This window comes from Campylobacter corcagiensis (assembly GCF_013201645.1).
GTDB classification, from domain to species: Bacteria; Campylobacterota; Campylobacteria; order Campylobacterales; family Campylobacteraceae; genus Campylobacter_B; species Campylobacter_B corcagiensis.
The window spans coordinates 735444-757166 of sequence record NZ_CP053842.1 but is presented as its reverse complement, the minus strand read 5'-3'; the positions used below and the strand labels follow the sequence as shown (position 1 = coordinate 757166).

23 protein-coding genes are annotated in these 21723 nt (G+C 32.2%); 10 read left to right on the top strand and 13 right to left on the bottom strand.

Annotated elements, in window-relative coordinates; translation table 11 throughout:
- Positions 1–50 precede the first annotated feature (50 nt).
- The 13 genes from CCORG_RS03990 to CCORG_RS03930 form a co-directional block, all read right to left on the bottom strand.
- Positions 51–2114 (bottom strand): heavy metal translocating P-type ATPase, encoded by a 2064-nt coding sequence (locus CCORG_RS03990; protein WP_025803541.1) that lies wholly within the window; start codon positions 2112–2114, stop codon positions 51–53.
- Positions 2098–2520 (bottom strand): hypothetical protein, encoded by a 423-nt coding sequence (locus CCORG_RS03985; protein WP_025803542.1) that lies wholly within the window; start codon positions 2518–2520, stop codon positions 2098–2100. Before CCORG_RS03985 ends, CCORG_RS03990 begins: the two co-directional genes overlap by 17 nt.
- A 10-nt stretch (positions 2521–2530) precedes the next feature.
- Positions 2531–2812: a hypothetical protein gene (locus CCORG_RS03980; protein WP_034971654.1), complete on the bottom strand. Its 282-nt coding sequence runs from the start codon at positions 2810–2812 to the stop codon at positions 2531–2533.
- Positions 2813–3172, bottom strand: a complete 360-nt coding sequence (locus CCORG_RS03975) for a hypothetical protein (protein ID WP_034971657.1) — start codon at positions 3170–3172, stop codon at positions 2813–2815. It abuts the gene before it with no gap.
- Positions 3159–3761 (bottom strand): ferritin family protein, encoded by a 603-nt coding sequence (locus CCORG_RS03970; RefSeq protein WP_025803544.1) that lies wholly within the window; start codon positions 3759–3761, stop codon positions 3159–3161. Before CCORG_RS03970 ends, CCORG_RS03975 begins: the two co-directional genes overlap by 14 nt.
- Positions 3758–4087, bottom strand: a complete 330-nt coding sequence (locus CCORG_RS03965; RefSeq protein WP_025803545.1) for an HMA2 domain-containing protein — start codon at positions 4085–4087, stop codon at positions 3758–3760. The genes CCORG_RS03970 and CCORG_RS03965 overlap by 4 nt, the downstream gene beginning before the upstream one ends.
- A 74-nt stretch (positions 4088–4161) precedes the next feature.
- Positions 4162–6258 carry a heavy metal translocating P-type ATPase gene (locus CCORG_RS03960; protein ID WP_025803546.1) on the bottom strand — a complete coding sequence of 699 codons (2097 nt, stop codon included), beginning with the start codon at positions 6256–6258 and terminating at the stop codon, positions 4162–4164.
- Positions 6246–6590: a Fur family transcriptional regulator gene (locus CCORG_RS03955; RefSeq protein WP_161632384.1), complete on the bottom strand. Its 345-nt coding sequence runs from the start codon at positions 6588–6590 to the stop codon at positions 6246–6248. Before CCORG_RS03955 ends, CCORG_RS03960 begins: the two co-directional genes overlap by 13 nt.
- A 79-nt stretch (positions 6591–6669) precedes the next feature.
- Positions 6670–6810 carry a FeoB-associated Cys-rich membrane protein gene (locus CCORG_RS03950; protein WP_152534267.1) on the bottom strand — a complete coding sequence of 47 codons (141 nt, stop codon included), beginning with the start codon at positions 6808–6810 and terminating at the stop codon, positions 6670–6672.
- 36 nt (positions 6811–6846) lie between these two features.
- Positions 6847–7665: a DUF4198 domain-containing protein gene (locus CCORG_RS03945; protein ID WP_025803548.1), complete on the bottom strand. Its 819-nt coding sequence runs from the start codon at positions 7663–7665 to the stop codon at positions 6847–6849.
- Between the two features lie 18 nt (positions 7666–7683).
- Positions 7684–7983, bottom strand: coding sequence for a hypothetical protein (locus CCORG_RS03940; protein WP_025803549.1), 300 nt, complete (start codon positions 7981–7983; stop codon positions 7684–7686).
- A gap of 21 nt (positions 7984–8004) precedes the next feature.
- Complete coding sequence (gene feoB, locus CCORG_RS03935) at positions 8005–10455, bottom strand: ferrous iron transport protein B (protein WP_025803550.1); 2451 nt, start codon at positions 10453–10455, stop codon at positions 8005–8007.
- Positions 10452–10676, bottom strand: a complete 225-nt coding sequence (locus CCORG_RS03930; RefSeq protein WP_025803551.1) for a FeoA family protein — start codon at positions 10674–10676, stop codon at positions 10452–10454. Before CCORG_RS03930 ends, feoB begins: the two co-directional genes overlap by 4 nt.
- 186 nt (positions 10677–10862) lie before the next feature.
- Between CCORG_RS03930 and murJ the strand changes: the two genes are divergently transcribed.
- From murJ to CCORG_RS03880, 10 genes are read left to right on the top strand one after another with little or no spacing between them, the layout of a single operon-like run.
- The gene (gene murJ, locus CCORG_RS03925; protein WP_025803552.1) at positions 10863–12290 is read left to right on the top strand and encodes a murein biosynthesis integral membrane protein MurJ; all 1428 of its coding nucleotides are present in this window, start codon (positions 10863–10865) and stop codon (positions 12288–12290) included.
- Positions 12277–13659, top strand: a complete 1383-nt coding sequence (gene cysS, locus CCORG_RS03920; RefSeq protein ID WP_025803553.1) for a cysteine--tRNA ligase — start codon at positions 12277–12279, stop codon at positions 13657–13659. Before murJ ends, cysS begins: the two co-directional genes overlap by 14 nt.
- Positions 13644–15380 carry an ABC transporter ATP-binding protein gene (locus tag CCORG_RS03915; RefSeq protein WP_034971663.1) on the top strand — a complete coding sequence of 579 codons (1737 nt, stop codon included), beginning with the start codon at positions 13644–13646 and terminating at the stop codon, positions 15378–15380. The genes cysS and CCORG_RS03915 overlap by 16 nt, the downstream gene beginning before the upstream one ends.
- Before the next feature lie 51 nt (positions 15381–15431).
- On the top strand, positions 15432–16511 hold the full coding sequence (locus CCORG_RS03910) for a quinone-dependent dihydroorotate dehydrogenase (protein ID WP_025803555.1): 1080 nt from the start codon (positions 15432–15434) through the stop codon (positions 16509–16511).
- Entirely contained in the window at positions 16501–17739 is a 1239-nt protein-coding gene (locus tag CCORG_RS03905) for a M16 family metallopeptidase (RefSeq protein ID WP_025803556.1), read from the top strand. Before CCORG_RS03910 ends, CCORG_RS03905 begins: the two co-directional genes overlap by 11 nt.
- A gap of 2 nt (positions 17740–17741) precedes the next feature.
- A complete protein-coding gene (dapA, locus tag CCORG_RS03900; RefSeq protein WP_025803557.1) occupies positions 17742–18638 on the top strand; it encodes a 4-hydroxy-tetrahydrodipicolinate synthase in 897 nt (298 codons plus the stop codon).
- Positions 18638–19420, top strand: a complete 783-nt coding sequence (locus tag CCORG_RS03895; RefSeq protein WP_034971667.1) for an enoyl-ACP reductase — start codon at positions 18638–18640, stop codon at positions 19418–19420. The genes dapA and CCORG_RS03895 overlap by 1 nt, the downstream gene beginning before the upstream one ends.
- Positions 19417–19971 (top strand): CDP-diacylglycerol--glycerol-3-phosphate 3-phosphatidyltransferase, encoded by a 555-nt coding sequence (pgsA, locus tag CCORG_RS03890; RefSeq protein ID WP_025803559.1) that lies wholly within the window; start codon positions 19417–19419, stop codon positions 19969–19971. Before CCORG_RS03895 ends, pgsA begins: the two co-directional genes overlap by 4 nt.
- Positions 19964–21088, top strand: a complete 1125-nt coding sequence (gene rseP, locus CCORG_RS03885; RefSeq protein WP_025803560.1) for an RIP metalloprotease RseP — start codon at positions 19964–19966, stop codon at positions 21086–21088. Before pgsA ends, rseP begins: the two co-directional genes overlap by 8 nt.
- Positions 21088–21720: a YggS family pyridoxal phosphate-dependent enzyme gene (locus CCORG_RS03880; protein ID WP_025803561.1), complete on the top strand. Its 633-nt coding sequence runs from the start codon at positions 21088–21090 to the stop codon at positions 21718–21720. The genes rseP and CCORG_RS03880 overlap by 1 nt, the downstream gene beginning before the upstream one ends.
- The last annotated feature ends 3 nt before the right edge of the window (positions 21721–21723 follow it).

Sequence of the window (21723 nt, the reverse complement as noted above, 5' to 3'; positions counted from 1 at the left end):
TGTATTCCTTTATAATGATAATTTATATCATTATACTACAAACTCGATAATTACTTGCTTAAATTTACACCTTTCATAGAATTTAAAAGTAGCCCTATCGTCGTTCCATTATGAAGCATTGCAGTTAGAGTTGGATTAAGCTTACCAATCGTTGCTCCAAATAAAATCGCAGAATTTATAGCCACTGTTGCTTTAAAATTTTTATCTATTAAAGACATAGTTTTATTTGCTAGCTCTTTTGCCTGTGCAACAGCGTGAATATCATCTTTTAAAAGACTAATATCAGCTGTAACTTTTGCAATATCAGCACCTTTTTGCATACTTATACCCACATTTGCCTTAATTAAAGATGGTGCATCATTTATTCCATCTCCGCAAAATGCAACATTTTTACCACTATTTATAAGGCTTTCAATTATACCAGCCTTATCAGTTGGCAAAAGCTCAGCATACACCGTATCGATACCTAGCTCATTTGCTACGCTATTAGCCTTTTCTTTTACATCGCCTGTTAGCATAACTATCTCTTTTACGCCTAATTCTTTTAGCTTTTTGATAGTTGATTTTGCATTAGATCTTACTTCATCGATAAGTGTGATAATACCAAGAAGCTTTTTATCATATGCCACATAAAGTAGTGCATGACCACTTTTTATAGCTTCATTTATGGCTTTTTCATGTGGGTTAAAAGGTATCATCTCATCATCTTCTAAAAAATGCCTACTGCCTATTAAGACCTCTTTTTTATCATAATGAGTTTTAATGCCATGAGCTACTATAAATTCAACCTCATCATGGTGCATATGTTTAAATCCTGAAATTTTAGCAGCATTTACAACTGCTTCTGCAATCGGGTGAAAGTAGTGCTCTTCAGCACTTGCTGCTAAATTTAAAAGCTTTTCACTACTCCAGCTTTTATCAAAACTTATAACACTATCTACTTTTAAAACCCCAGCAGTTAGAGTGCCTGTTTTATCAAATACAAATGTATCAGCCTTAGCTAGGGCTTCTATGGATTTTGCACCTTTGATTAAGATACCACTTTTACCAGCTTTTGCAATGGTTGATTTAAAAGCAACCGGAGTTGGAAGTTTTAATGCACACGAATAATCTGCTTGTAAAACAGAAGCAAGGCTAGCTGTATTTCTGTTTATAAAATAAGACAGTCCTGCTAAACTAAGCGTAATTGGAACTAGTTTATCAGCTAGTTTTGTAGCTTTTAAGCCAATTTGTGATTTTTCATCTAGTGAATTTTGGATATATTTTTTAATCCTTTGTGTGCTTGTATCATCGCCTGCTAACTCAGTCCAAATTTTAATTTTTCCTTCTTCAACGACAGTTCCACTCATAACTCTTGCACCATGTTCTTTTCTAACAGAACCAGCTTCTCCTGTCATTGAGACTTGATTTATACTTGCACTTCCTTCAATAATATATCCATCAATTGCTATGGTTTCTCCAGCTCCTACGACGACAATATCGCCCTTTTTTATCTCATTAGCTGGGATTTTTTCAAGACTTTTTTTACCATTTTTACTTACTTCAATCCATGCATCTTTTATACTTGGTTTTGCTAATTCTTTTATCAAATCATCGCTTTTATGAACGGTACTTTCTTCCATATATTCGCCGATATTTAGCATTAAATTTGTACTATTTGCAGCTAGATAATCACGCCTTGAAAGCGAAACCCCAACAGCCATCGCTTCTAAAACTTTTGAAGTAAGTCCTTGAGTAAAAAGCTCTTCAATGCCATCTTTTAAAAGCGGCAAAGCTGCACCAGTACTAACAACACCCCTACCACTCTTTAAAAGTGGCAAAGCAACAAGTGCCGCTCCTGCTATGGCGATATTTTTTTTGCTAATATCTAAATTATCATCGTTTTTGGCTATCTTAATGTCTGAAATTTTATCTAAAATTTCATCTAAATTTCCATAGTAATGTATAACGATACTTTTTGCTTTTTTATTAACTCTAACTTCATTTACACCATCTAGCTTTAAAATTTCACCCTCATAAGCTCTTTCATTTGATGAGCTTTTAAGCTTTGGTTGTAAAAATCTAACTCTATTTTTACTTTTGTGAAGAATTTTAAAACTATTCTTCTGCTTCAATTTCTGCCTTTGCATCTTCAAATCTCTCTTTAATCTCTTCGCTTCCAGCTTGTAAAAGCTTTCCAACTCTTACTACTGATTTAAATATAGCTTGCTGTGCGTTTTCATTTGTTAAAAGATATGTTCCAAGAGCCCCAACAACTGCACCTTGTAAGAAATTTGTAGAGCTAAAATTTGTTGGCAAAATAGAGCTTAAAAATGAGCTATTTTGGTTTAAATTTTGAGCATTTGAGTTTTGAATATTAGGATTATTTATAGCGTACTGCATACCTGCTTGATAGGCCTCCTCAAAGCTTTTAAACTCTTTTGTGTCTACATTTGAAAATTGATGCTTTGCATCTGTAGATGCTTTTTGATTACTTTCTATCTCTACTTTTGTTGATTTTTCTATGTATGGATTTTCCATCTTTACCCCTTTATTTTAAAATTTTCTCAACTGCTACAATAAGTCCTACACCAAGGGCTATATCAAAAGTAGCGTTTAGGTAGTTTTTTTGAACTAGTTTATTTGATGCACTTATAGCCAAAGATGTTGCTATACCGCCTTCAAGTGAGTATTTTAAAACATTTTTAGCTATATTTTTACTATCTGAGTTATTTGTATACTCTAAAGCTCCTGCTGTGATTCCACCAAATAGTGCACCACTTAAAAAATGATCAGCTGGAAGTCTTGAATTTGAAGTTCTTAAGTTTAACATTTACTCTCCCTTGTTTGTCGTTTTTTTAGTTCTTGTTGATGGCCTTTTTGATTCTACTTTACTCTCATTTTTTTTAGCTTGAGATGCTTTGCTCTTTTGTGTATCTTCATCGTGACATTCGCACTCACAACCATCTAACTTCTCATCTGTACAATTACAACACTCATCTTTTGATGATTTTAGTTTCTCTTCTGTGTACTCTTTTAGATCTTGTGCTACTTCTTTACCTTTTTGGTAACCTTGTGATAGTTTTTCTTTTATCTTATCTTTATTGTTAAACGCAACTACCGCTAAAGAACCTACTGCCAAACCAGCTACAAATGGAAGTGCCATTTTATCTCCTTTGTTATAAATTTTCATTACTATTTTTAAGAATTTCTTTTATTAAAATTCCACCTACTGCACCAAGCATCGCCCCTGAAATAAACGAAAAATATGGATTTTCCAAAAAAGCATTAATGTCATCTTTTGATGCTTTGCCATCTTTGAATTTACCTAGAATTTGATTTAGTTCATTTATGCTTTTTTTATCTAAATTTATGCCTAAATTTTTTAGACTATCAAAATCAAAGCCATTTTCTTTACTTTCAAGATTTGAAATTTCATTTTGTAGTGCTTTTTGATACTCATTGTTTGATGTCGCCCAAAGTCTAAAAAAAAGATCTCTTAACTCTTCATCGCTAGCAGTATCACTTAGTAAATCATAAATTTCACCAGATCTTAACTCATAATCTAAAGCTAAATTTAAAGCCTCTTTTTTGCCATTAAATTTCACATCTTGTGGCGTAACTACTACTTCATCTTTTTTGTATTTGTTAAGTAAATTTAGTCCAGTTTGTTTGAGCAATAAAATTTCACTAAACACAGCCAAATCAAAACTACTTGCTAGCTTTTCATACAAAACAACGCCTTCGTTTTCATAGTTTAGTGCAACTTCTAACTCCTTCATAACACCTCCTTTACTTTATCATTAATCATAGAAACAAAATCATCTATATCTTTATTAATTATGATATTTTCCCAAAAGCTTTTACTAAACTCATCTTTGTCATACTCAATCGTAATTGAGCCAATTACTTTGTTAAATTTAACTGATTTAACCCCATTAAGAGAGTTTACCATATCATCAAATTTCTCTAAGCTTATGTTTAAATCTGTATCTTTAAACTCATCTTTGATTTTACTTGAGACTCTTAGTCTTAAGCGACCATGAGTGTGGTGGATTATCCTAAAGTGAGATAAAACACTAACTAAAAATTCTTTTGTTACGATCATTTTGTTCCTTTGATTTGGCTTAATTATGATAAAATTATGCTAAATTTAAACTTAATATCATTTGAAAATCACTATCATTTAATTCTATTTGAGTTAAGTAAAATTGCTGAAGTATGCACTAAATGAATAAGTCCAGCACCAGCAGGACCTATCAAACCAAACATAGCTAAAAACGAACCAAATATATTTGTAGATGTGCCTATTTGGTAGTTTTGATTAGCTATTTTTAGCGTAAATTTACTCATGTCGTAAAGTTTTATGATATCTCTTGGGTCTGATTTAGTTATAGCTATATTTGAAACCTCAACAGCTGCCTTACTTCCACCACTTGCAAAAGATATACTAACATCAGCTTTACTCATAGCTAAAGTATCATTTACTCCATCACCTATCATCACAACGCTAGCGTGCTTTGAGAGTTTTTCAACTATATCTGCTTTTTCATTTGGCATTAAATCATAATAAATTTCATCAAATTCAAAGCCACTTGCAAATTCTTTTGAAACTAGTTCATCATCACCTGTTAAAAGGACTATTTTTTTAACACCTCTATTTTTTAACTCTTTTAGCATCTCTAGGCTATATGGTCTAATATCGTGAGTTAGGCTTATGCTTCCGATTAGTTTGCTATCTTTTGCTAAATATATGTTTGTGTAGGCATTATTCTCTTTTTTAGTTACTTTTATACCATTATTTATCATAAATTTATGATTTCCAAGCAGGTATGTGCTACCGTTATGATTAGAACTAACACCCAGCCCTACTTCGTTTTTAGCGTGTGAATTTGAGTTAGCAAATATGCCTTTATCATTACAAAATTTAGTGATGGCTTTAGCAATTGGGTGAGTGTTTTTATGCTCCAAATTTACTAAAATTTCTAAAAATTCCCTCTCATCTATCAAGGTTTTATAATCTTTTACAACTGGTTTTCCTGTAGTTAGCGTACCTGTTTTATCAAAGCAAAAAACACTAGCACTACTTACCTTTTCTAAATATTCTCCACCTTTTATCAAAATCCCATTTCTAGCAGCGTAAGCAATAGCTGAGCTAACAGCTGAACTTGCCGCTAAAATAGTAGCACACGGACAACTCATAACTATCATAACACTAAATGCATTGGTAAAAGATCTTGTCAATAAAAGAGTAAAAGCAGTCATAGCTGAGCCTATTTTTAGAACTTTTTTAGCTAAAACATCAGCCATAACTTCGCTTTTTGATTTAATGCTAAGAGATTTTTCAACATCACTTATAACTCTTGCTATGTAAGTTTCGCTTCCTACTGCATTTACTTTTACAAAAATTCTACCTTGTTCTATAGTTGTATTTGCAAAGACTTTATCACCACTTTTTTTAAGAGTGCTTCTGCTTCTACCATTTATCAAAGCTTCATTTATTAAAGCTTCACCTTTTATAATAACCCCATCAACACAAATTTTCTCCCCACCTACAAAAACAGCAGTATCACCACTTCTAACATCTTCTAAATCTATCTCAATCTCTATATCACCCCTTAAAACATAGAGCTTTGTTACATCCATTTTAATAAGATTTTTTATCTCTGCTCTTGATAAATTTGCGGTATATTCCTCAAAAAGCCTTGAACCTGTTAATATATAAATAACTTCAAAAGCAGCAGTTATCTCACCACCAAAAATAGCAAGCAAAAGCGAAAATGCCATAAAACTCTCAAGAGTAAAATTTCTATTTTTTATATCATTTATGGCTTCATCTATTAAAGGCTTTGCCATATAAAGACTAAGCACCGTAAGTCCTAAGCCAAAAACAGGCGAAAAAGCAGTAGCTAAGATATGCTCTTTTACAAAAACATAAACAGCTACTATACTTAAGGCTGTAAATTTTTTAATCTTAGTTTTTAGGCTTTGTGGATTTGGTTTTATAATATCACAACGCTTACATGAACAAATTTCTTTACCTATCTTAGCCTTTGATGTCAAAGGAGTTACTGAGTAAATTTTATCAAGTATAGTTTTTATATCTACTTTTCTATCATCATAAGTTATAATGATAGAAAAGCAGAGCTCGTTTAACCTTATACTTATTATATTATCAACCAACGACTCTTTAATAGTTATAAAATTTTGCGGTGTAAAAAGTTTTGATTTAAGTCTAAGTCTATTTTTTATGTTTGATTTTATAACTATTTTTTGCATTTTTCACAAATTCCTTCTAACAACAATATATATCCTTCTACATCAAAGAAGTACTCTTTTTCTACTTTTTTTCTAAGCTCATTAAAGCTATCGTCTCTAAATTCTACAATTTTACCACATTTTGTGCAAACTAAATGGTCGTGATCTGGATAAATATCTATCTCGTATTTACTAAAATTTGAGTATTGGATAGTCTTTAAAAGACCATAGCTTTGTAGTAAATTTAGTGTTTGATATATAGTACTTACACTTACACTTTTTTTATAGATATCTCTATAAATTTTCCTTATCTCTTTTATGCTTAGGTGTTTGTTGTAAAATAAAATTTTCAAAACCCCTTCTTTTGGGGTAAAACTTTTACTTTTAAGCAAAAGATCTAGTATGTTTTGAAAAATTATTTCATGCATTATTTTAGTTATCTATGTGATGTTTTTTAGAAGGGCAATCTTTTCTGCCACAACCACATCCACCTGTTTTAAATGTCTTTTTATAGATATAAAATCCAGCAAAACCAGCAATAACAAGTAAAATTAAAGCTTCATAAATTTCCATTTTTTATCCTTTAAAAGGGAGCTTTTGCCCCCTTGATTATTTCATCTCTTTTGCTTGAACCCAAATAACAGCGTCCTGGCTTAACTCTTTGCCGTCGTATTTATCAGCTTTTCCAGCTCCCAAAGCTGCAAAGCCCCACCAACCTGCTTTTGGAATTCCAAAAGTAAATTTACCATTTTCATCAGCTTTGATTGTTAAAGTTACAAAGCTATCCTGAGGTGCTTCAAAGTGAGCTTTTTCGCCCATTTTGTTGTTTTTAACATCAACATCGTAGTTTAGATACTCAACTTCAATCTCAGCAAAAGGAACTGGCTTTCCATCACCTTTTACAATGCCACTAAATGTGCTTCCAGCCCAAATAGAGTATGGTTTTGTTAAAGGAACGATCTCAGCTTTTAGCCCTAACTCAGCGTCCCAGTCAGTTGGAGCACCCGCCACATTTACCATCATTTTTGTAATTTGTTGAATGTAAGCGTCTTCATTTTTTTCATAATATGGAGCAGGAACTGCTACAAAGATATGATCACCCATCTTTCTAGCTTTATACTCGGTTTCATACGCTTTACCTGAGTTTGAGTTACCTTTAAATGTGATCTCTTTTAAATCTTTTTTAAGATCAGTTTTTTCCTCTTTATGAACTACGAAAAACTCCTCAATTGGCTTAATCTTGCCATTTGCTTGAAGTCCCATATCCATAGTGTGCTCATCTGCAAAAGGGTGATTAAATACAATTTTTAATGGAATTGTTGTTCCTTTTTCTAAAGCACTTTCTGGTGTATAGACCATTTGAAAGTGACCAAATGCTGAACTTGCAACTGCTGCAGCTGCGATTGTTGAAATAATAATCTTTCTCATATCTATCCTTTTTTAAATTTACTCAGCTATATCTGAACTTTTTACTGTAACTTTATGACCTTCACCTGCATCAAACTGAGCTTCATAATCACCCTCAGGTTTATCAAAAGTAAACTCACTATCTTCATTAAAAGTTCCATCTAATACGCTTTGTCCATTTTGTAAAAGATGAAATTTAACACCTTTTGCACTACTTCCATCGCTAAATCCACCTTCGCAAGTGATTGTGTTATCACCATTATCAAAACAACTCATTAAAGCTGTATGAGCAAACATAGAACTAACAGCAAATGCTGAAACAATTAGAATTTTCTTCATTTTTCTCTCCTTAAATTTGATTTAATTTTTTAATCCACCTTGCCAATTTATTCGCTTTTCTGGGATTAATCCTAAAACTATAGCAGTAGCGACTATAAATATATAATAACAACTCATAGCAACCAAACCACTAAGGTTTAAAGCATTTCCTATACTAAAGACAAGAGCTGCCATTATAAGAGCTAAAGCAAAAGGCACAAATAGCGATAAAAGCATCCATTTGTAGCTATTCATTTGAAGTTTTACAACCACCATTGTAGCAATACACGGTGGAGTTAAAAGCATAAAGATGATAATAGCAGCTGCGTGAAGTGGTGTATAGCCACTATTTTCAGCCATCATCTCTTCAGCTCTTTGTGCATTTTCATTTGCTCCTGTTTCATAAATACTTCCAAGTGTAGCTACTGCAGACTCTCTAGCAGCAAATGAGCTTAAAAACGCTACATTTATACGCCAGTCAAAACCTGCAAACTGACTAATAGGCTCTAAAGCTCTACCTGCCATACCAAGCAGTGAAGTCTCAATTCTTACATTTTTCTCCTCTCTTAAAATTCTATCTCTGCCTTTTGATAGATTTCTAAGCTCTCTATTTATAAGTTTTGCATCCTTATCATCACTAGCTGGTCTAATTATGCTATATAAAAACTCATCTTTGTTTTTAAAATCTTCATCAACGCTCTTGCTACCAGCCATTTTTTTACTTCTATAAGAGTCATAAAAATTTAGAAGCTCTGATACACTCTGTCTTGATTTAAAATTTTCATGGTATTTTGTTTTAGAAATTTTCTTATCAAAAGTTGTTAAAATCTTTTGTTCATCTGCTTCAAACTCAGCTCTTTTATCATGACTAACTCCTGGAAATTGAAGTAGAGCAAAAAGCACTATAGCAACAGCTAAAACGATAGTACAAACCTTTTTAATATAAACCCAAACTCTTTCACAAGCCCTAAAAATCACACCCTTAAAAGTAGGCATGTGATATGATGGCAGCTCCATTACAAAAGGTGCGGTTTCTCTTGTTTTAAGAAGAGTCATAGTTAAAATTTTTGCAATTATTAAAGCAGTAAAAATAGTAATAGTTGATATATAAAACATAACTAAACTCATATGCTCCTTAAAAAATGCCCCTAAAAGTAGTGTATAAAATGGTACTTTAGCTAAACAGTTCATAAGTGGAACAGTAAAAATAGTAGCCATTCTAGCTCTATCATCAGCAATGCCTTTTGTAGCCATTACGCCAGGAACTGCACACCCTCCAACAAAAGCTCCGCCTAAAACAAGTGGCAGTGTGCTTTGTCCGTGAAGTCCAAATTTTCTAAATACTCTATCTAAAATAAACGCCATTCTAGGCATATAGCCAACATCTTCTAAAATAGCAATCAAAGCAAACAGAATAAAAAATATCGGCAAATAGTTTAAAAGTGCATTTAAGCTATTTATTAGCCAAATTCCAAGATCAGTTAGCATAGGAACATGAGCTATATCAGCAGCTGGAAGTATATCAGTAACAAAATTCTTAAGTGTTGCTAATATAGGCCAAGTATAATTAGTAAGGTGATAACCAAACACAATAGCAAGCTGATAGATCGCCACTATTATAAGAAAAAGTATCGGAAACGATAGCCATCTGTTTAGGACTATTTTGTCTATTTTATCAGTTAGGGTTTCTTTATCTTTTTTTGTCTCTTTTGTGCATTTATCACTTACTATTTGGGCTGAGTCATACCTAAAAGATGCTAAAAAATTTTCGGTATTAAAGCCATGTATATTTTTAAATTTATCTATCTGTTTTTTTGAATTTTCTTTAAAATTTCTGTTTTTATCTTCTAAAAGCTCATAAACTACACTATCGCCTTCTAAAGCCTTTATAGCAAGCCATCTTTTACTAATGTCGTAGTTTGTTTTTATATCTTTTTCTAACTCATATATAAAAGGTTCAAGCTCTTCATAGTTTATCTTAAACTCTTCATAGTTTTGTTTTTGATTATAGACACTAAAAATAGCTTCTAAAATCTCATCTTTTCCTATTTTTTTTGCTCCACTTGCTACTACAACTGGGCATTTTAACATGGATGAAATTTTATTTGCATCTATTTCTATTCCGCGCCTTTTAGCAACATCCCACATATTAAGTATAACAATAACTGGTTTTGCCATCTCTAAAAGCTGAAATGTAAGATATAAATTTCGCTTTAAATTTGAAGCATCTACAACATTTAAAATAATGTCAGGACTATCTTTTAGTATAAATTCTTTAGCAACTCTTTCTTCAAGCGAGTATGAACTAAATGAGTAAGTTCCAGGCAGATCCACCATCTCAATATCTAAGTCTTTATAGCTAAAAAAACCTGATTTTTTATCAACTGTTACGCCTGGATAGTTTGCAATATGTTGGCGAATGCCACTAAGCATACTAAATATAGTTGATTTACCACAATTTGGCTGACCCGCAAGGGCTATTTTGACATTCATATAGTTTCAACCTCTATAAGGTTTGCTTCACTCTTTCTAAGGGTTATTAAGTAATTATGAATTTTTAGCTCCATCGGATCGTAAAGAGGTGCTTCTCTTATAACTTCCATTGTCGCCCCTGTTATAAAGCCCATATCTAAAAGCTTATAAAATAGTTTTCCACTAGCATTTATGTTCTTAATTTTATATTTTTTTCCACTTTCGCAAGTATCTAGTCCCATGATTTCATAACCTCTTTCTTTTGATAACCATAATCATATTTGATTTTTGAATTATATAATCTTAAAGCTTAAAACAATATAAAATAAACAAAAACTTAAATTCAACTGTATTGATTAAAATATCTTATATTTTACTCATAAAAAATTTTAGTATTTAAGCAAATTTATAGTAAAATACTTAATTTTATGAAAGGCTATAAACTGAAAAGATTTAAATTTTTACAAGGATTTTTTAGTAACTCTATTGGAATTTTAGTTTCAAGAGTGCTTGGATTTATTAGAGACCTTATGACCGCTAGTGTACTTGGAGCTGGGCTTTGGAGTGATATATTTTTTATAGCATTTAAACTTCCTAATCTTTTTCGCCGCCTTTTTGGTGAAGGGGCTTTTACTCAAGCCTTTATGCCGGGTTTTATATCAAGCAATAAAAAAAGCCGCTTTAGTGCTTCGGTTTTGCTAAGATTTAGCCTTTTTATACTATTTTTAACGCTAATTGTTAATATTTTCACGCCACTTTTTACTAAATTTTTAGCTCTTGGATTTGATGATAAAACTATCAATATGGCTACTTTATACGTAAGGCTAAATTTTTGGTATTTAACATTTATATTTTTAGTAACGCTTTTTGCGTCTATGCTTCAGTATAAAGGGCATTTTGCAACAACTGCATTTTCAACAGCACTTCTAAATTTAGCAATGATTTTTTCTTTGGTTTTAGCACAAGGTAAAACTCAAGAGAGTGCAGTTTTATACCTAAGTATAGGAGTTATTGTTGGTGGCGTTCTTCAGTTTATAGTTCATATCATCGCCCTACACTACACCAAAATGCTAAAATATTTAAAATTTGGCTTTATTGCTTTATGGCGAAAAAAAGATGCTAAAACAAAAGGCTTTTATAAAAATTTCTTTCACGGTGTAATTGGCTCATCAGCTACGCAAATAAGCTCATTTATAGAGACTTGGTTTGCATCTTTTTTAGGAGCTGGGGCAATAAGTTATTTATACTATACAAACCGTATATTTCAGCTTCCACTTGCTCTTTTTGCCATCGCTTTATCAACTGCTATGTTTCCTAAAATTTCAAAAGCCATAAAAGCAAATGATGATAAAAATGCTCTAAATTTACTCTCAAATGGCTTTCATTTTTTATTAGCTTTACTTCTTTTTTCAGCTATTGGTGGGATTATTTTAAATTTTGAGATTATATGGCTACTTTTTGAGCGTGGTGAATTTTTAAGAAGCGATACGAAAAACTCAGCTTTTATCCTTTCTATGTTTATGATAGGGCTTGTTCCTTTTGGTTTAGCTAAGCTATTTTCTTTGTTTTTATATGCTAAGATGAAGCAAAATATAGCCGCTAAAATAGCTATACAAAGCCTTATTTTAAACATACTTTTATGTGCAGTGCTTGTTAAACCACTTGGAGCAGCAGGCTTAGCATTAGCTAGCTCACTTGGAGGATTTTATCTACTTTGGAGAAATTTAGTGGAATTTGGCTTTAATAATTTTTTAGCTATAATACGCCCTAAAAAAATAGCCTTTATTTTAGGAATTTGCCTAGTAGAAATTTTGGTGCTTTTAGTTTTTAAGGATTTTATTAATGGTTATATTTGATAGTGTTTTAAGAAAAAAGGTTGAATTTAAGCCACTTCAAACTGGCGTTGCAAGAATTTATGTTTGTGGTCCAACGGTTTATGATGATGCACATTTAGGGCATGCAAAAAGTGCCATAAGTTTTGATATGCTTAGAAGAACGCTACTGTCTTTAGGATATGATGTAAAATTTGTAAAAAACTTCACAGACATTGATGATAAAATTTTGGCTAAAATGAAAGAGACTAACAAAAGCTTAGATGAAATTACTAGCTACTATATAGATAGATATTTAGATGATATGAAAGCTTTAAATGTTTTAAGACCAGATTTAGAACCAAAAGCGACTGAAAATTTAGAAGCCATAACTAACTATATATCAAATTTACTTGATAAAAAAAGTGCTTACATAATAGAAAATGATGGAGTTTACTTTGATACAAGTAGCGATGAAAACTATCTTAGTTTAAGCGGCAAAAGCTTTGATGATGAGAGTTTAGCAAGGGTTAAAAGCAGTGAGTTTAAAAAAGATCCAAAAGACTTTGTTTTATGGAAATTTGATGAGAGTTGGTATGAAAGTCCATTTGGTAAAGGAAGACCTGGCTGGCATACAGAGTGCGTTGCGATGATAAAAGCTCATCTTGACTCAGGTGATAATAAATTTGCTATAGATATCCACGCTGGTGGGATGGATCTGTTATTTCCTCACCACGAAAATGAAGCTGCTCAGTGTAGATGTAGCGAGCACAAAAGCCTTTCAAAATACTGGATGCATAATGGTTTTGTGCAAGTTGATAATGAAAAGATGAGTAAAAGTTTAAATAATAGCTTTTTTATAAAAGATGCCTTAAATTTAGTCCCAGGAGAGGCTTTAAGGTTTTATCTATTAAGTTCGCATTATAGAGCGAATTTTAACTACAGTGTTGATGATTTAAAAGCATCTAAAAAACGCCTTGATAAAATTTACCGCCTTAAAAAAAGAGTAGATGGCGCTAATAAAACTAGCCTGAATTTGGAATTTAAAGATAGTATTTTAAAGGCTTTAAGCGATGATTTAAACGCGTCTTTAGCTCTTTCATTTGTAGATAACTTTGTAAATTTATCAAATGAATTTCTTGATAAAAACCCAAAAGACAGAGCAAAAAAAGGTGAAATTTTAGCAAATTTAGAATTTATTAGTAAAGTTTTTGGAATTTTAAAAGATGAAAGCTACTTTCAATTTGGAGTAAGTAGTGATGAAAAGGCTCAAATTTCAAAGCTTTTAGATGAGCGAAATATCGCTAAACAAAACAAGGATTTTACAAAAGCTGATAAGATAAGAGATGATTTAAATACTCTTGGCATTAGCATTATGGATACACCAAAGGGAACTATATGGGAAAAGATATAAAAGAGCTTAGCTTAAAAGATATTATAAAGCGTTTTGCACCTTACTATAAAGACTATAAACTTGAGTTTATCTTATCAATACTTGGTATGGTCATGACTTCAGTTTCCACAGGTCTTAGTGCTTGGCTAATAGAACCAGTGCTTAATAAAATATTTGTTGAAAAAAACGAAGCTCTTCTTTATAGCTTGCCTTTTGCTATCATTTTAATATATGCAGCAAAAAGTGGTGGAGCTTATATGCAAAAATACTTTACAGTATTTATAGGTCAAGACATAGTAAGACGTTTTCGCCAAACATTAGTAGGAAATCTCATAAATTTAGATATGAAATTCTTTAACGAATTTCGCACAGGTGAGCTTATAAGTAGAACTATAAATGATATTGATAGGATTAGAAATATAGTTTCAAATATGATACCTGAGTTTATCACAAGTGCTCTTACTATACTAGCTCTTCTTGTAGTTGTTATTTATCAAAGTCCAAAGCTAGCTGTTTTTGCACTCATAGTTATGCCTGTAGCAGTCTATCCACTCTCAATACTAGCTAAAAAGATGAAAAAAATCTCAAAAAGTGCTCAAGAAAAAACTTCTGATATCACATCAGTTTTAAGTGAAATTTTTACAAATATAGAAATAGTTAAGGCAAATAACGCTGAATTTAAAGAAACAAAGCGCTTCATAAAAGAAAATAACAATTTTTTTAAGCTAAATTTAAAGTCTGTAAAAATAAGCGAACTTGTAACGCCGATAATGGAAACGCTTGGATCTATTGGAATAGCTGTTGTTATCATAGTAGGTGGAAAAGAAGTTATATCTGATGATATGACAATGGGAAGCTTTTTTTCGTTTTTAACAGCTCTTTTTTTGCTCTATAAGCCTATAAAAACGATATCAAGTTTGCATAACAAAATGCAAGATGCAATTGCAGCTAGCGAGCGAACATTTGAACTAACGGATAAACTTTCATCTATTGTTGGTGGCGATAAAGAATTTCCAAATATTGTAAATAGCATAAATTTCCAAGATGTCTGGCTAAAATATGATAGTGATTTTGTTTTAAAAGGGATAAATTTTACTGTCAAAAAAGGCGAAATGCTAGCATTTGTTGGATCAAGCGGTGGTGGTAAAACAAGTATAGTAAACCTTTTTATGCGGTTTTTTGATGTAAGTAGTGGAAATATTTTAATCAACAACACTGATCTTTACGAGTATAGTTTAAAAAGCGTTAGAGAAAATATCGGTTTAGTTAGCCAAAGAGTCTATATTTTCAACGATACTATTGCAAATAATGTGGCATATAGTGGCGAATTTAATAAAGAAAAGGTCATAAAAGCCCTAAAAATGGCAAATGCATATGAATTTGTGATGGATTTAGAAGATGGAATTTATACAAAACTTAATGAATTTGGTACAAATTTAAGTGGCGGTCAAAGACAAAGAATAGCAATTGCAAGAATGCTTTATAAAAACCCACAAATCATTATCTTAGATGAAGCAACTTCAGCCCTTGATAACACAAGTGAAAGCACAATAACAGAAGTGATTGATAATTTAAGAAAAGATAAGATAGTTATCGTGGTTGCTCACCGTCTATCAACGATTAAAAACGCTACAAATATCGCTGTGATAAATGACGGTAAGGTTGTTGGATTTGGTAGTGATGAAGAACTTAGCCAAAGTAGCAAAATTTATCAAAAACTAAAAGGAAGCCTAGATAATTAGCTTCTTTTAAAGCTAAATTTGATACAATACTCTTTTTTAAAGGATGAAAATTTGAACTATGATAATTTAAAAAAGATATTTTTTAAAATGGATCCAGAAAATGCTCATGACCTAGCTATAACTGGGCTTAGAGTTGCAAATTTGTTTCCATCGTTACTCAGCATATGTGGTAAGGATTTAGTAGTTAATAACCAGAGTTTAAACCAAAATTTACTAGGGCTAAACTTTCCAAATCCAGTTGGTTTAGCTGGTGGGTTTGATAAAAATGGCGTTGTATTAAAATCTTTACAAAATTTAGGATTTGGGCATATTGAGTATGGAACAGTTACCCCTAAACCGCAAGATGGCAACGAAAAACCACGACTTTTTAGACTTGTAAAAAATGAAAGTATTCAAAACTCTATGGGCTTTAACAATCTTGGACTAAAAGCTGTTAAGGCAAATGTGAGTAAATTTTACCCACTAAATGTTCCATTAATAGCAAATATCGGCAAAAATAAAACCACTCCAAATGATGATGCTTTAAGTGATTACATAACTTTAGCAAAAGAACTTGACGGGGTTTGTGATATGTTTTTAGTAAATGTCAGTTCTCCAAACACTCCAAATTTAAGAGCTTTACAAGAAGAAAATTTTATAAAAGAGCTTTTTTTGGCCTTAAAAGAGACAACAAAAAAACCAGTTGCTTTTAAAATTTCGCCAGATTTTAGCTATGATGAAGCTACTGAAATTTGCACAGTTGCTGTTAAGAGTGGTGCTAAAATGCTTATTATAAACAATACTAGCGTTGACTACTCTCTTTCTCCAAACATAAAAGAGCACAAAGGTGGGATAAGCGGAAAGCTCATAACTCACAAATCAAGAGAGCTTTTTAAGGCTATATCTTCTGAGCTTTATGGAAAAGCGGTTTTAGTAAGTTGTGGTGGTATTGATAGTGCTGAGGAAGCTTACACTAGAATAAAACTTGGTGCAAATTTGGTGCAAATTTATACTAGCTTTATATTTAAAGGTCCTACGATAGCAAGAGATATCAACAAAGAGTTGAGCAAACTTTTAAAAGCCGATGGTTTTGAAAATATAGCTCAAGCAGTTGGAGTAGATATCACAGTAAAGGCAAAAAGTGACTCATAACTATTTAAAACTTGAAAATGGACTTGAAATTTACCATGTGCCTACAAATTTAGGAAGCGATGTTATAAATGTAAATGTTTTTTATAGGGTTGGTTCAAGAAATGAAGTGATGGGAAAAAGTGGCATCGCTCATATGCTTGAACACCTGAATTTTAAATCAACAAAAACCCGCCCTGCTGGGGAGTTTGATGCTACTGTAAAGGGCTTTGGTGGGGTAAATAACGCCTCAACCGGATTTGATTATACGCACTATTTTATAAAATGCTCAAATGGGAATTTAGATAAAAGCTTAGAATTATACGCCGATATTATGTCAAATTTAAACCTAAATGATGAAGAATTTCAGCCTGAAAGAGATGTTGTTTATGAAGAGAGACTTTGGAGAACAGATAATAGTCCATTTGGCTATCTTTTCTTTAGGCTTTATAACAACGCTTTTTTATATCATCCATATCATTGGACTCCGATTGGCTTTAAAGATGATATAAAAAACTGGACTATTGATGATATAAAAGAATTTCATGAAATTTACTATCAGCCAAAAAATGCTGTACTTTTAATAGCTGGCGATATAGATGAAAAAAATGCTTTTGCTCTGGCTAAAAAACACTTTTGTGGCATAAAAAATCGCCGTGATATTCCTAAATTTCACACCTACGAACCAAAGCAAGATGGAGAAAAATTTATAAATCTTAAAAAAGATAGTGAAGTTGAAATTCTAGCTTTAGCCTATAAAATTCCACCATCTAAACATGAAGATACTATTATACTAGAAGCTATCTCTACTTATCTAAATAGTGGAAAAAGCTCTTTACTCAATAAAACATTGATTGAAGAAAAACGCCTAGCTAATCAAATTTTTGCTTACAATATGTCAAGTATAGATGAGAATTTATTTATAATTTTTGCTGTTTGTAATCCAGAAGTTAGTGCAAAAGATGTAAGAAGTGAAATTTTATCACTCTTAGATGAAGCTAAAAAAACCTTAATAAATGATGAAGATATACAAAGAATCATAAACACTATAAAATCTGATTTTGTCTACTCTTTTGATAGTGCTAGCAAGGTTAGTTACATTTATGGAAGCTATATTTTAAGAGATAATCTTGAAGCACTTTATACTTATGAAAAAAGGATTTCAAAAATCACAAAAGAGGATATAAAAAGAGTATTTAACACTTACTTTATAAACCAAAATTTGACAAATGCTATACTAAAAAAGGACTAAAAATGGACAAAAAAATAATTATTGGAGCTATGACAGCGATCATTACGCCATTTAAAAATGGAAAAGTTGATGAAGAGAGCTACTCTAAACTTATAAAACGCCAAATAAATAATGGCATAGATGCTGTAGTTCCAGTTGGCACAACTGGTGAAAGTGCTACTCTAACTCACGATGAGCATAGAATTTGTATAGAAATAGCTGTTGATGCATGTAAAGGAACAAATACTAAAGTTTTAGCAGGAGCTGGAAGTAACGCAACTCACGAAGCAGTAGGTCTTGCTGAGTTTGCACAAGATCACGGTGCTGATGGAATTTTATCAGTTGCTCCTTACTACAACAAACCAACTCAAGAAGGTTTATACTTGCACTATAAAGCAATCGCTGAATCTGTAGAAATTCCTGTACTTTTATATAATGTTCCAGGTAGAACTGGATGCAACATAGAGGCAAAAACAGCCATAAGGCTATTTAACGACTGCGAAAATATATACGGTGTAAAAGAGGCTAGTGGCGATATAGATAAATGCGTAGATCTCTTAGCTCATGAACCACGAATTATAGTTATTAGCGGCGAAGATGCGATAAATTATCCAATATTAAGCAATGGCGGAAAAGGCGTTATCTCAGTTACATCAAATTTACTGCCTGATTACACTGCAAAACTAACTAAATTTGCACTTGATAATGAGTTTTTAAAAGCAAAAGCGATAAATGATGAACTTTATAATATCAACAAAGTTATGTTTTGCGAAAGCAACCCGATACCGATAAAAGCGGCGATGTTTATAGCTGGGTTAATCGATAGTTTAGAATACAGACTTCCACTTTGCAAACCAAGCAAAGAAAATTTAATAAAAATAGAAAAAACAATGAAACAATACAATATAAAAGGATTTTAATGCAGAATTTTTTCAAAAATAAAACTCTAGTAATAAGTGGTGGAACGCGTGGGATAGGAAGAGCGATAGTTGAAGAGTTTGCACAAAATGGTGTAAATATAGCCTTTACTTACAACTCAAATGAAGAGTTGGCAAAAGAGATAGAAAAAGAACTCTCAGAAAAATATGGCATAAAAGCTAAGTCTTATTCACTAAATATACTTGAACCTGAAACTTATAAAGAGCTTTTTTTAGAGATTGATAAAGATTTTGATAGAATTGACTTTTTCATCTCAAATGCCATTATTTCAGGAAGAGCTGTAGTTGGCGGATATACTAAATTTATGCGTTTAAAACCGCGTGGGATTAATAATATCTTCACAGCAACGGTAAATGCTTTTGTTTGCGGGGCTCAAGAAGCTGCAAAAAGAATGCAAAAAAATGGCGGTGGGTCAATCATCTCAATTAGTTCAACTGGAAATAGAGTCTATATAGAAAACTACTCAGGACATGGCACAGCTAAAGCTGCGGTTGAAGCTATGGTAAGATACGCAGCAACTGAGCTAGGTGAGTTTGGTATAAGAGTAAATGCAGTAAGTGGAGGACCGATTGAAACTGATGCATTAAGGGCGTTTGTAAATTACGAAGAAGTAAGAGACCAAACCGCAAAACTAAGCCCAATAGGCAGAATGGGTCAGCCAACTGATTTAGCAGGGGCGTGTTTGTTTATTTGCTCTGATAAAGCTAGTTGGGTAACTGGACATACTTTTATAGTTGATGGCGGAACGACATTTAAAAAATGATAAATTTACCAAATATTTTAGCTATTTTTAGGATATTTTTATCCTTTTTGTTTTTCTTTTTGCTTGTAAATTTGGCTGGGATTTGTCCAAATTTACACCAAAGCTGGATAAATTATTTTGCAACACTTGTTTTTTTAATAGCTTCAATAACTGATTTTTTTGATGGATATATCGCAAGAAGTTGGAACCAAATAACCAAATTTGGTGAAATCATCGACCCACTTGCTGATAAAATGCTAACTTTAGCTGGATTTATAGGGCTTATGTATTTAGGCCGTGCAAATCCGTGGGCGATTTATTTGATTTTAATAAGAGAGTTTTTTATCACAGGATTTAGAGTTGTCATGGCAAGTGATGGCGTAAAAGTAAGTGCTGGAATGGCTGGAAAAGTTAAAACCGTTTTTCAAATGGTTGCAATTGTGTTTTTAACTATGGAGTGGTTTTTTGGTGAAACTTTGCTTTGGATAAGTGTGTTTTTAACCCTGTATTCAGGCTTTTTATATGTTTATGGATATGTAAAAGAGATGAAATTAAGGAAAAATCTTGGATAAGAAAAATCTAAATTTAGCAATTGTTTTGGTGATTTTAGGAATTGCTTTATGGCATTGGGGACCGCTTTTTATAGTTACTATTTTAGTGATTTCATTTTTAATATTTTTCCACGAACTTGGACATTTTCTAGCTGCAAAACAGCTTGGGGTTTGTGTAAATGTTTTTAGTATCGGTTTTGGAGAGAAAATTTATACTAAAAAATTTAAAGAAACAACATATGCATTAAGTGCTATTCCACTTGGTGGATATGTCCAGCTAAAAGGTCAAGATGACGCTGATCCAACTTTAAAAAACTACGATAAAGATAGCTATAATATGCTAAGTCCTTGGGGGCGGATTTACATACTTTTTGCAGGTCCGTTTTTTAACCTTATTTTAGCGTTTTTTATCTACATCGCACTTGGTTTTATAGGTGTTGAAAAACTTGCTCCTACCATTGGAACTGTGATGGAAAACTCAGCCGCACAAAGTGCAAATTTGATGCCAAATGATAAAATTTTAAGCATAAATGATAAAAAAATAAAAGAGTGGGACGATATCTCAAAGCTTGTTACATTAGAGAGTATGAGTTTAGAAATTTTAAGAGATAATGAAATTTTAAATCTAACCCTAACTCCTAAAATAGGCGATGCAAAGACCTTGTTTGGTGAAGATATAAAAAAACCTCTCATTGGAATTACACCAAATGGCGAGTTTGTAAGAGTTTATCACAAAGGCTTAAGTGCGATTCCTTATGCTTTTAATGAAAGCATCGAGGCTTCAAAACTAATCATAATAAGCCTTGAAAAGCTAGTAACTGGCGTAGTTCCTGTAAAAGAGATGGGTGGAATCGTAGCCATTACCGATATCACAACAAAAGCTGCAAGTATAAGCTTATCTGTGCTTTTAGTTTTAACAGCACTAATTTCAGTAAATTTAGGCATACTAAATTTATTTCCACTACCAGTTTTAGATGGCGGACATATCGCTTTTAATCTCTATGAAGTCATCTTTAAAAAGCCAGTTAGTGATAGAGTTTTTGCTGGGCTTAGTTATGCTGGAATGGGACTACTTTTTATGCTTATGGCGTTTACTATAGTAAATGATTTTTTAAGAATGTTTGGAGCGTATAATTGATAAATTTAAAAAAACTTTTAGATGAGATTGATGAAATTTCAAGCAGCAAAGTTGAGTTAATCGCCGTTAGTAAAAATGTCACTTCAAAAGAGGTAAAAGAGCTTTTCTTACAAGGTCAGATGAGTTTTGGAGAAAACAGAGTTCAAGAGCTAGTTAAAAAAAGCACTGAGTTAAAAGAGCTAAATTTAAACTGGCATTTTATAGGCACTTTACAATCAAATAAAATAAACCAACTTCTAAGAACTCGCCCTACTTTATGGCAAAGTTGCAACTCTTTAAAGTTAGCTCAGGCTGTTAATAAAAGGCTTGATTATACTTTGGATACTTTGCTTGAGATAAATGTGGCAAATGAAGATAGTAAAAGCGGCATCGACCCACAAAAAGCGCTTAAAACTTATCACGCTATCATGGAGAGTTGTCCAAATTTAAACCTAAAAGGCATAATGTGTATTGGAGCTCATAGTGATAACGAACTAGAAGTGGCAAAAAGCTTTGAAAAAGCTTATAAAATTTATGAAAACCTACAAAGCATGGGGGCTAAAATTTGCTCTATGGGAATGAGTAGTGATTATAAAATCGCTATAAAATGTGGCTCAAACATGATAAGACTTGGAAGCTTGTTGTTTAAATAATTA

Bases quoted from the DNA above. Each gene is read 5' to 3' on its own strand.
- CCORG_RS03985 (WP_025803542.1), bottom strand. From the start codon at position 2,520: ATGGAAAATCCATACATAGAAAAATCAACAAAAGTAGAGATAGAAAGT.
- murJ (WP_025803552.1), top strand. From the start codon at position 10,863: ATGAAAGGCTATAAACTGAAAAGATTTAAATTTTTACAAGGATTTTTT.
- cysS (WP_025803553.1), top strand. From the start codon at position 12,277: ATGGTTATATTTGATAGTGTTTTAAGAAAAAAGGTTGAATTTAAGCCA.
- CCORG_RS03915 (WP_034971663.1), top strand. From the start codon at position 13,644: ATGGGAAAAGATATAAAAGAGCTTAGCTTAAAAGATATTATAAAGCGT.
- CCORG_RS03940 (WP_025803549.1), bottom strand. From the start codon at position 7,983: ATGAAGAAAATTCTAATTGTTTCAGCATTTGCTGTTAGTTCTATGTTT.
- CCORG_RS03930 (WP_025803551.1), bottom strand. From the start codon at position 10,676: ATGGGACTAGATACTTGCGAAAGTGGAAAAAAATATAAAATTAAGAAC.
- pgsA (WP_025803559.1), top strand. From the start codon at position 19,417: ATGATAAATTTACCAAATATTTTAGCTATTTTTAGGATATTTTTATCC.
- dapA (WP_025803557.1), top strand. From the start codon at position 17,742: ATGGACAAAAAAATAATTATTGGAGCTATGACAGCGATCATTACGCCA.
- feoB (WP_025803550.1), bottom strand. From the start codon at position 10,455: ATGAATGTCAAAATAGCCCTTGCGGGTCAGCCAAATTGTGGTAAATCA.
- CCORG_RS03945 (WP_025803548.1), bottom strand. From the start codon at position 7,665: ATGAGAAAGATTATTATTTCAACAATCGCAGCTGCAGCAGTTGCAAGT.
- CCORG_RS03970 (WP_025803544.1), bottom strand. From the start codon at position 3,761: ATGAAGGAGTTAGAAGTTGCACTAAACTATGAAAACGAAGGCGTTGTT.
- CCORG_RS03975 (WP_034971657.1), bottom strand. From the start codon at position 3,172: ATGAAAATTTATAACAAAGGAGATAAAATGGCACTTCCATTTGTAGCT.
- CCORG_RS03895 (WP_034971667.1), top strand. From the start codon at position 18,638: ATGCAGAATTTTTTCAAAAATAAAACTCTAGTAATAAGTGGTGGAACG.
- CCORG_RS03960 (WP_025803546.1), bottom strand. From the start codon at position 6,258: ATGCAAAAAATAGTTATAAAATCAAACATAAAAAATAGACTTAGACTT.
- CCORG_RS03980 (WP_034971654.1), bottom strand. From the start codon at position 2,812: ATGTTAAACTTAAGAACTTCAAATTCAAGACTTCCAGCTGATCATTTT.
- CCORG_RS03965 (WP_025803545.1), bottom strand. From the start codon at position 4,087: ATGATCGTAACAAAAGAATTTTTAGTTAGTGTTTTATCTCACTTTAGG.
- CCORG_RS03950 (WP_152534267.1), bottom strand. From the start codon at position 6,810: ATGGAAATTTATGAAGCTTTAATTTTACTTGTTATTGCTGGTTTTGCT.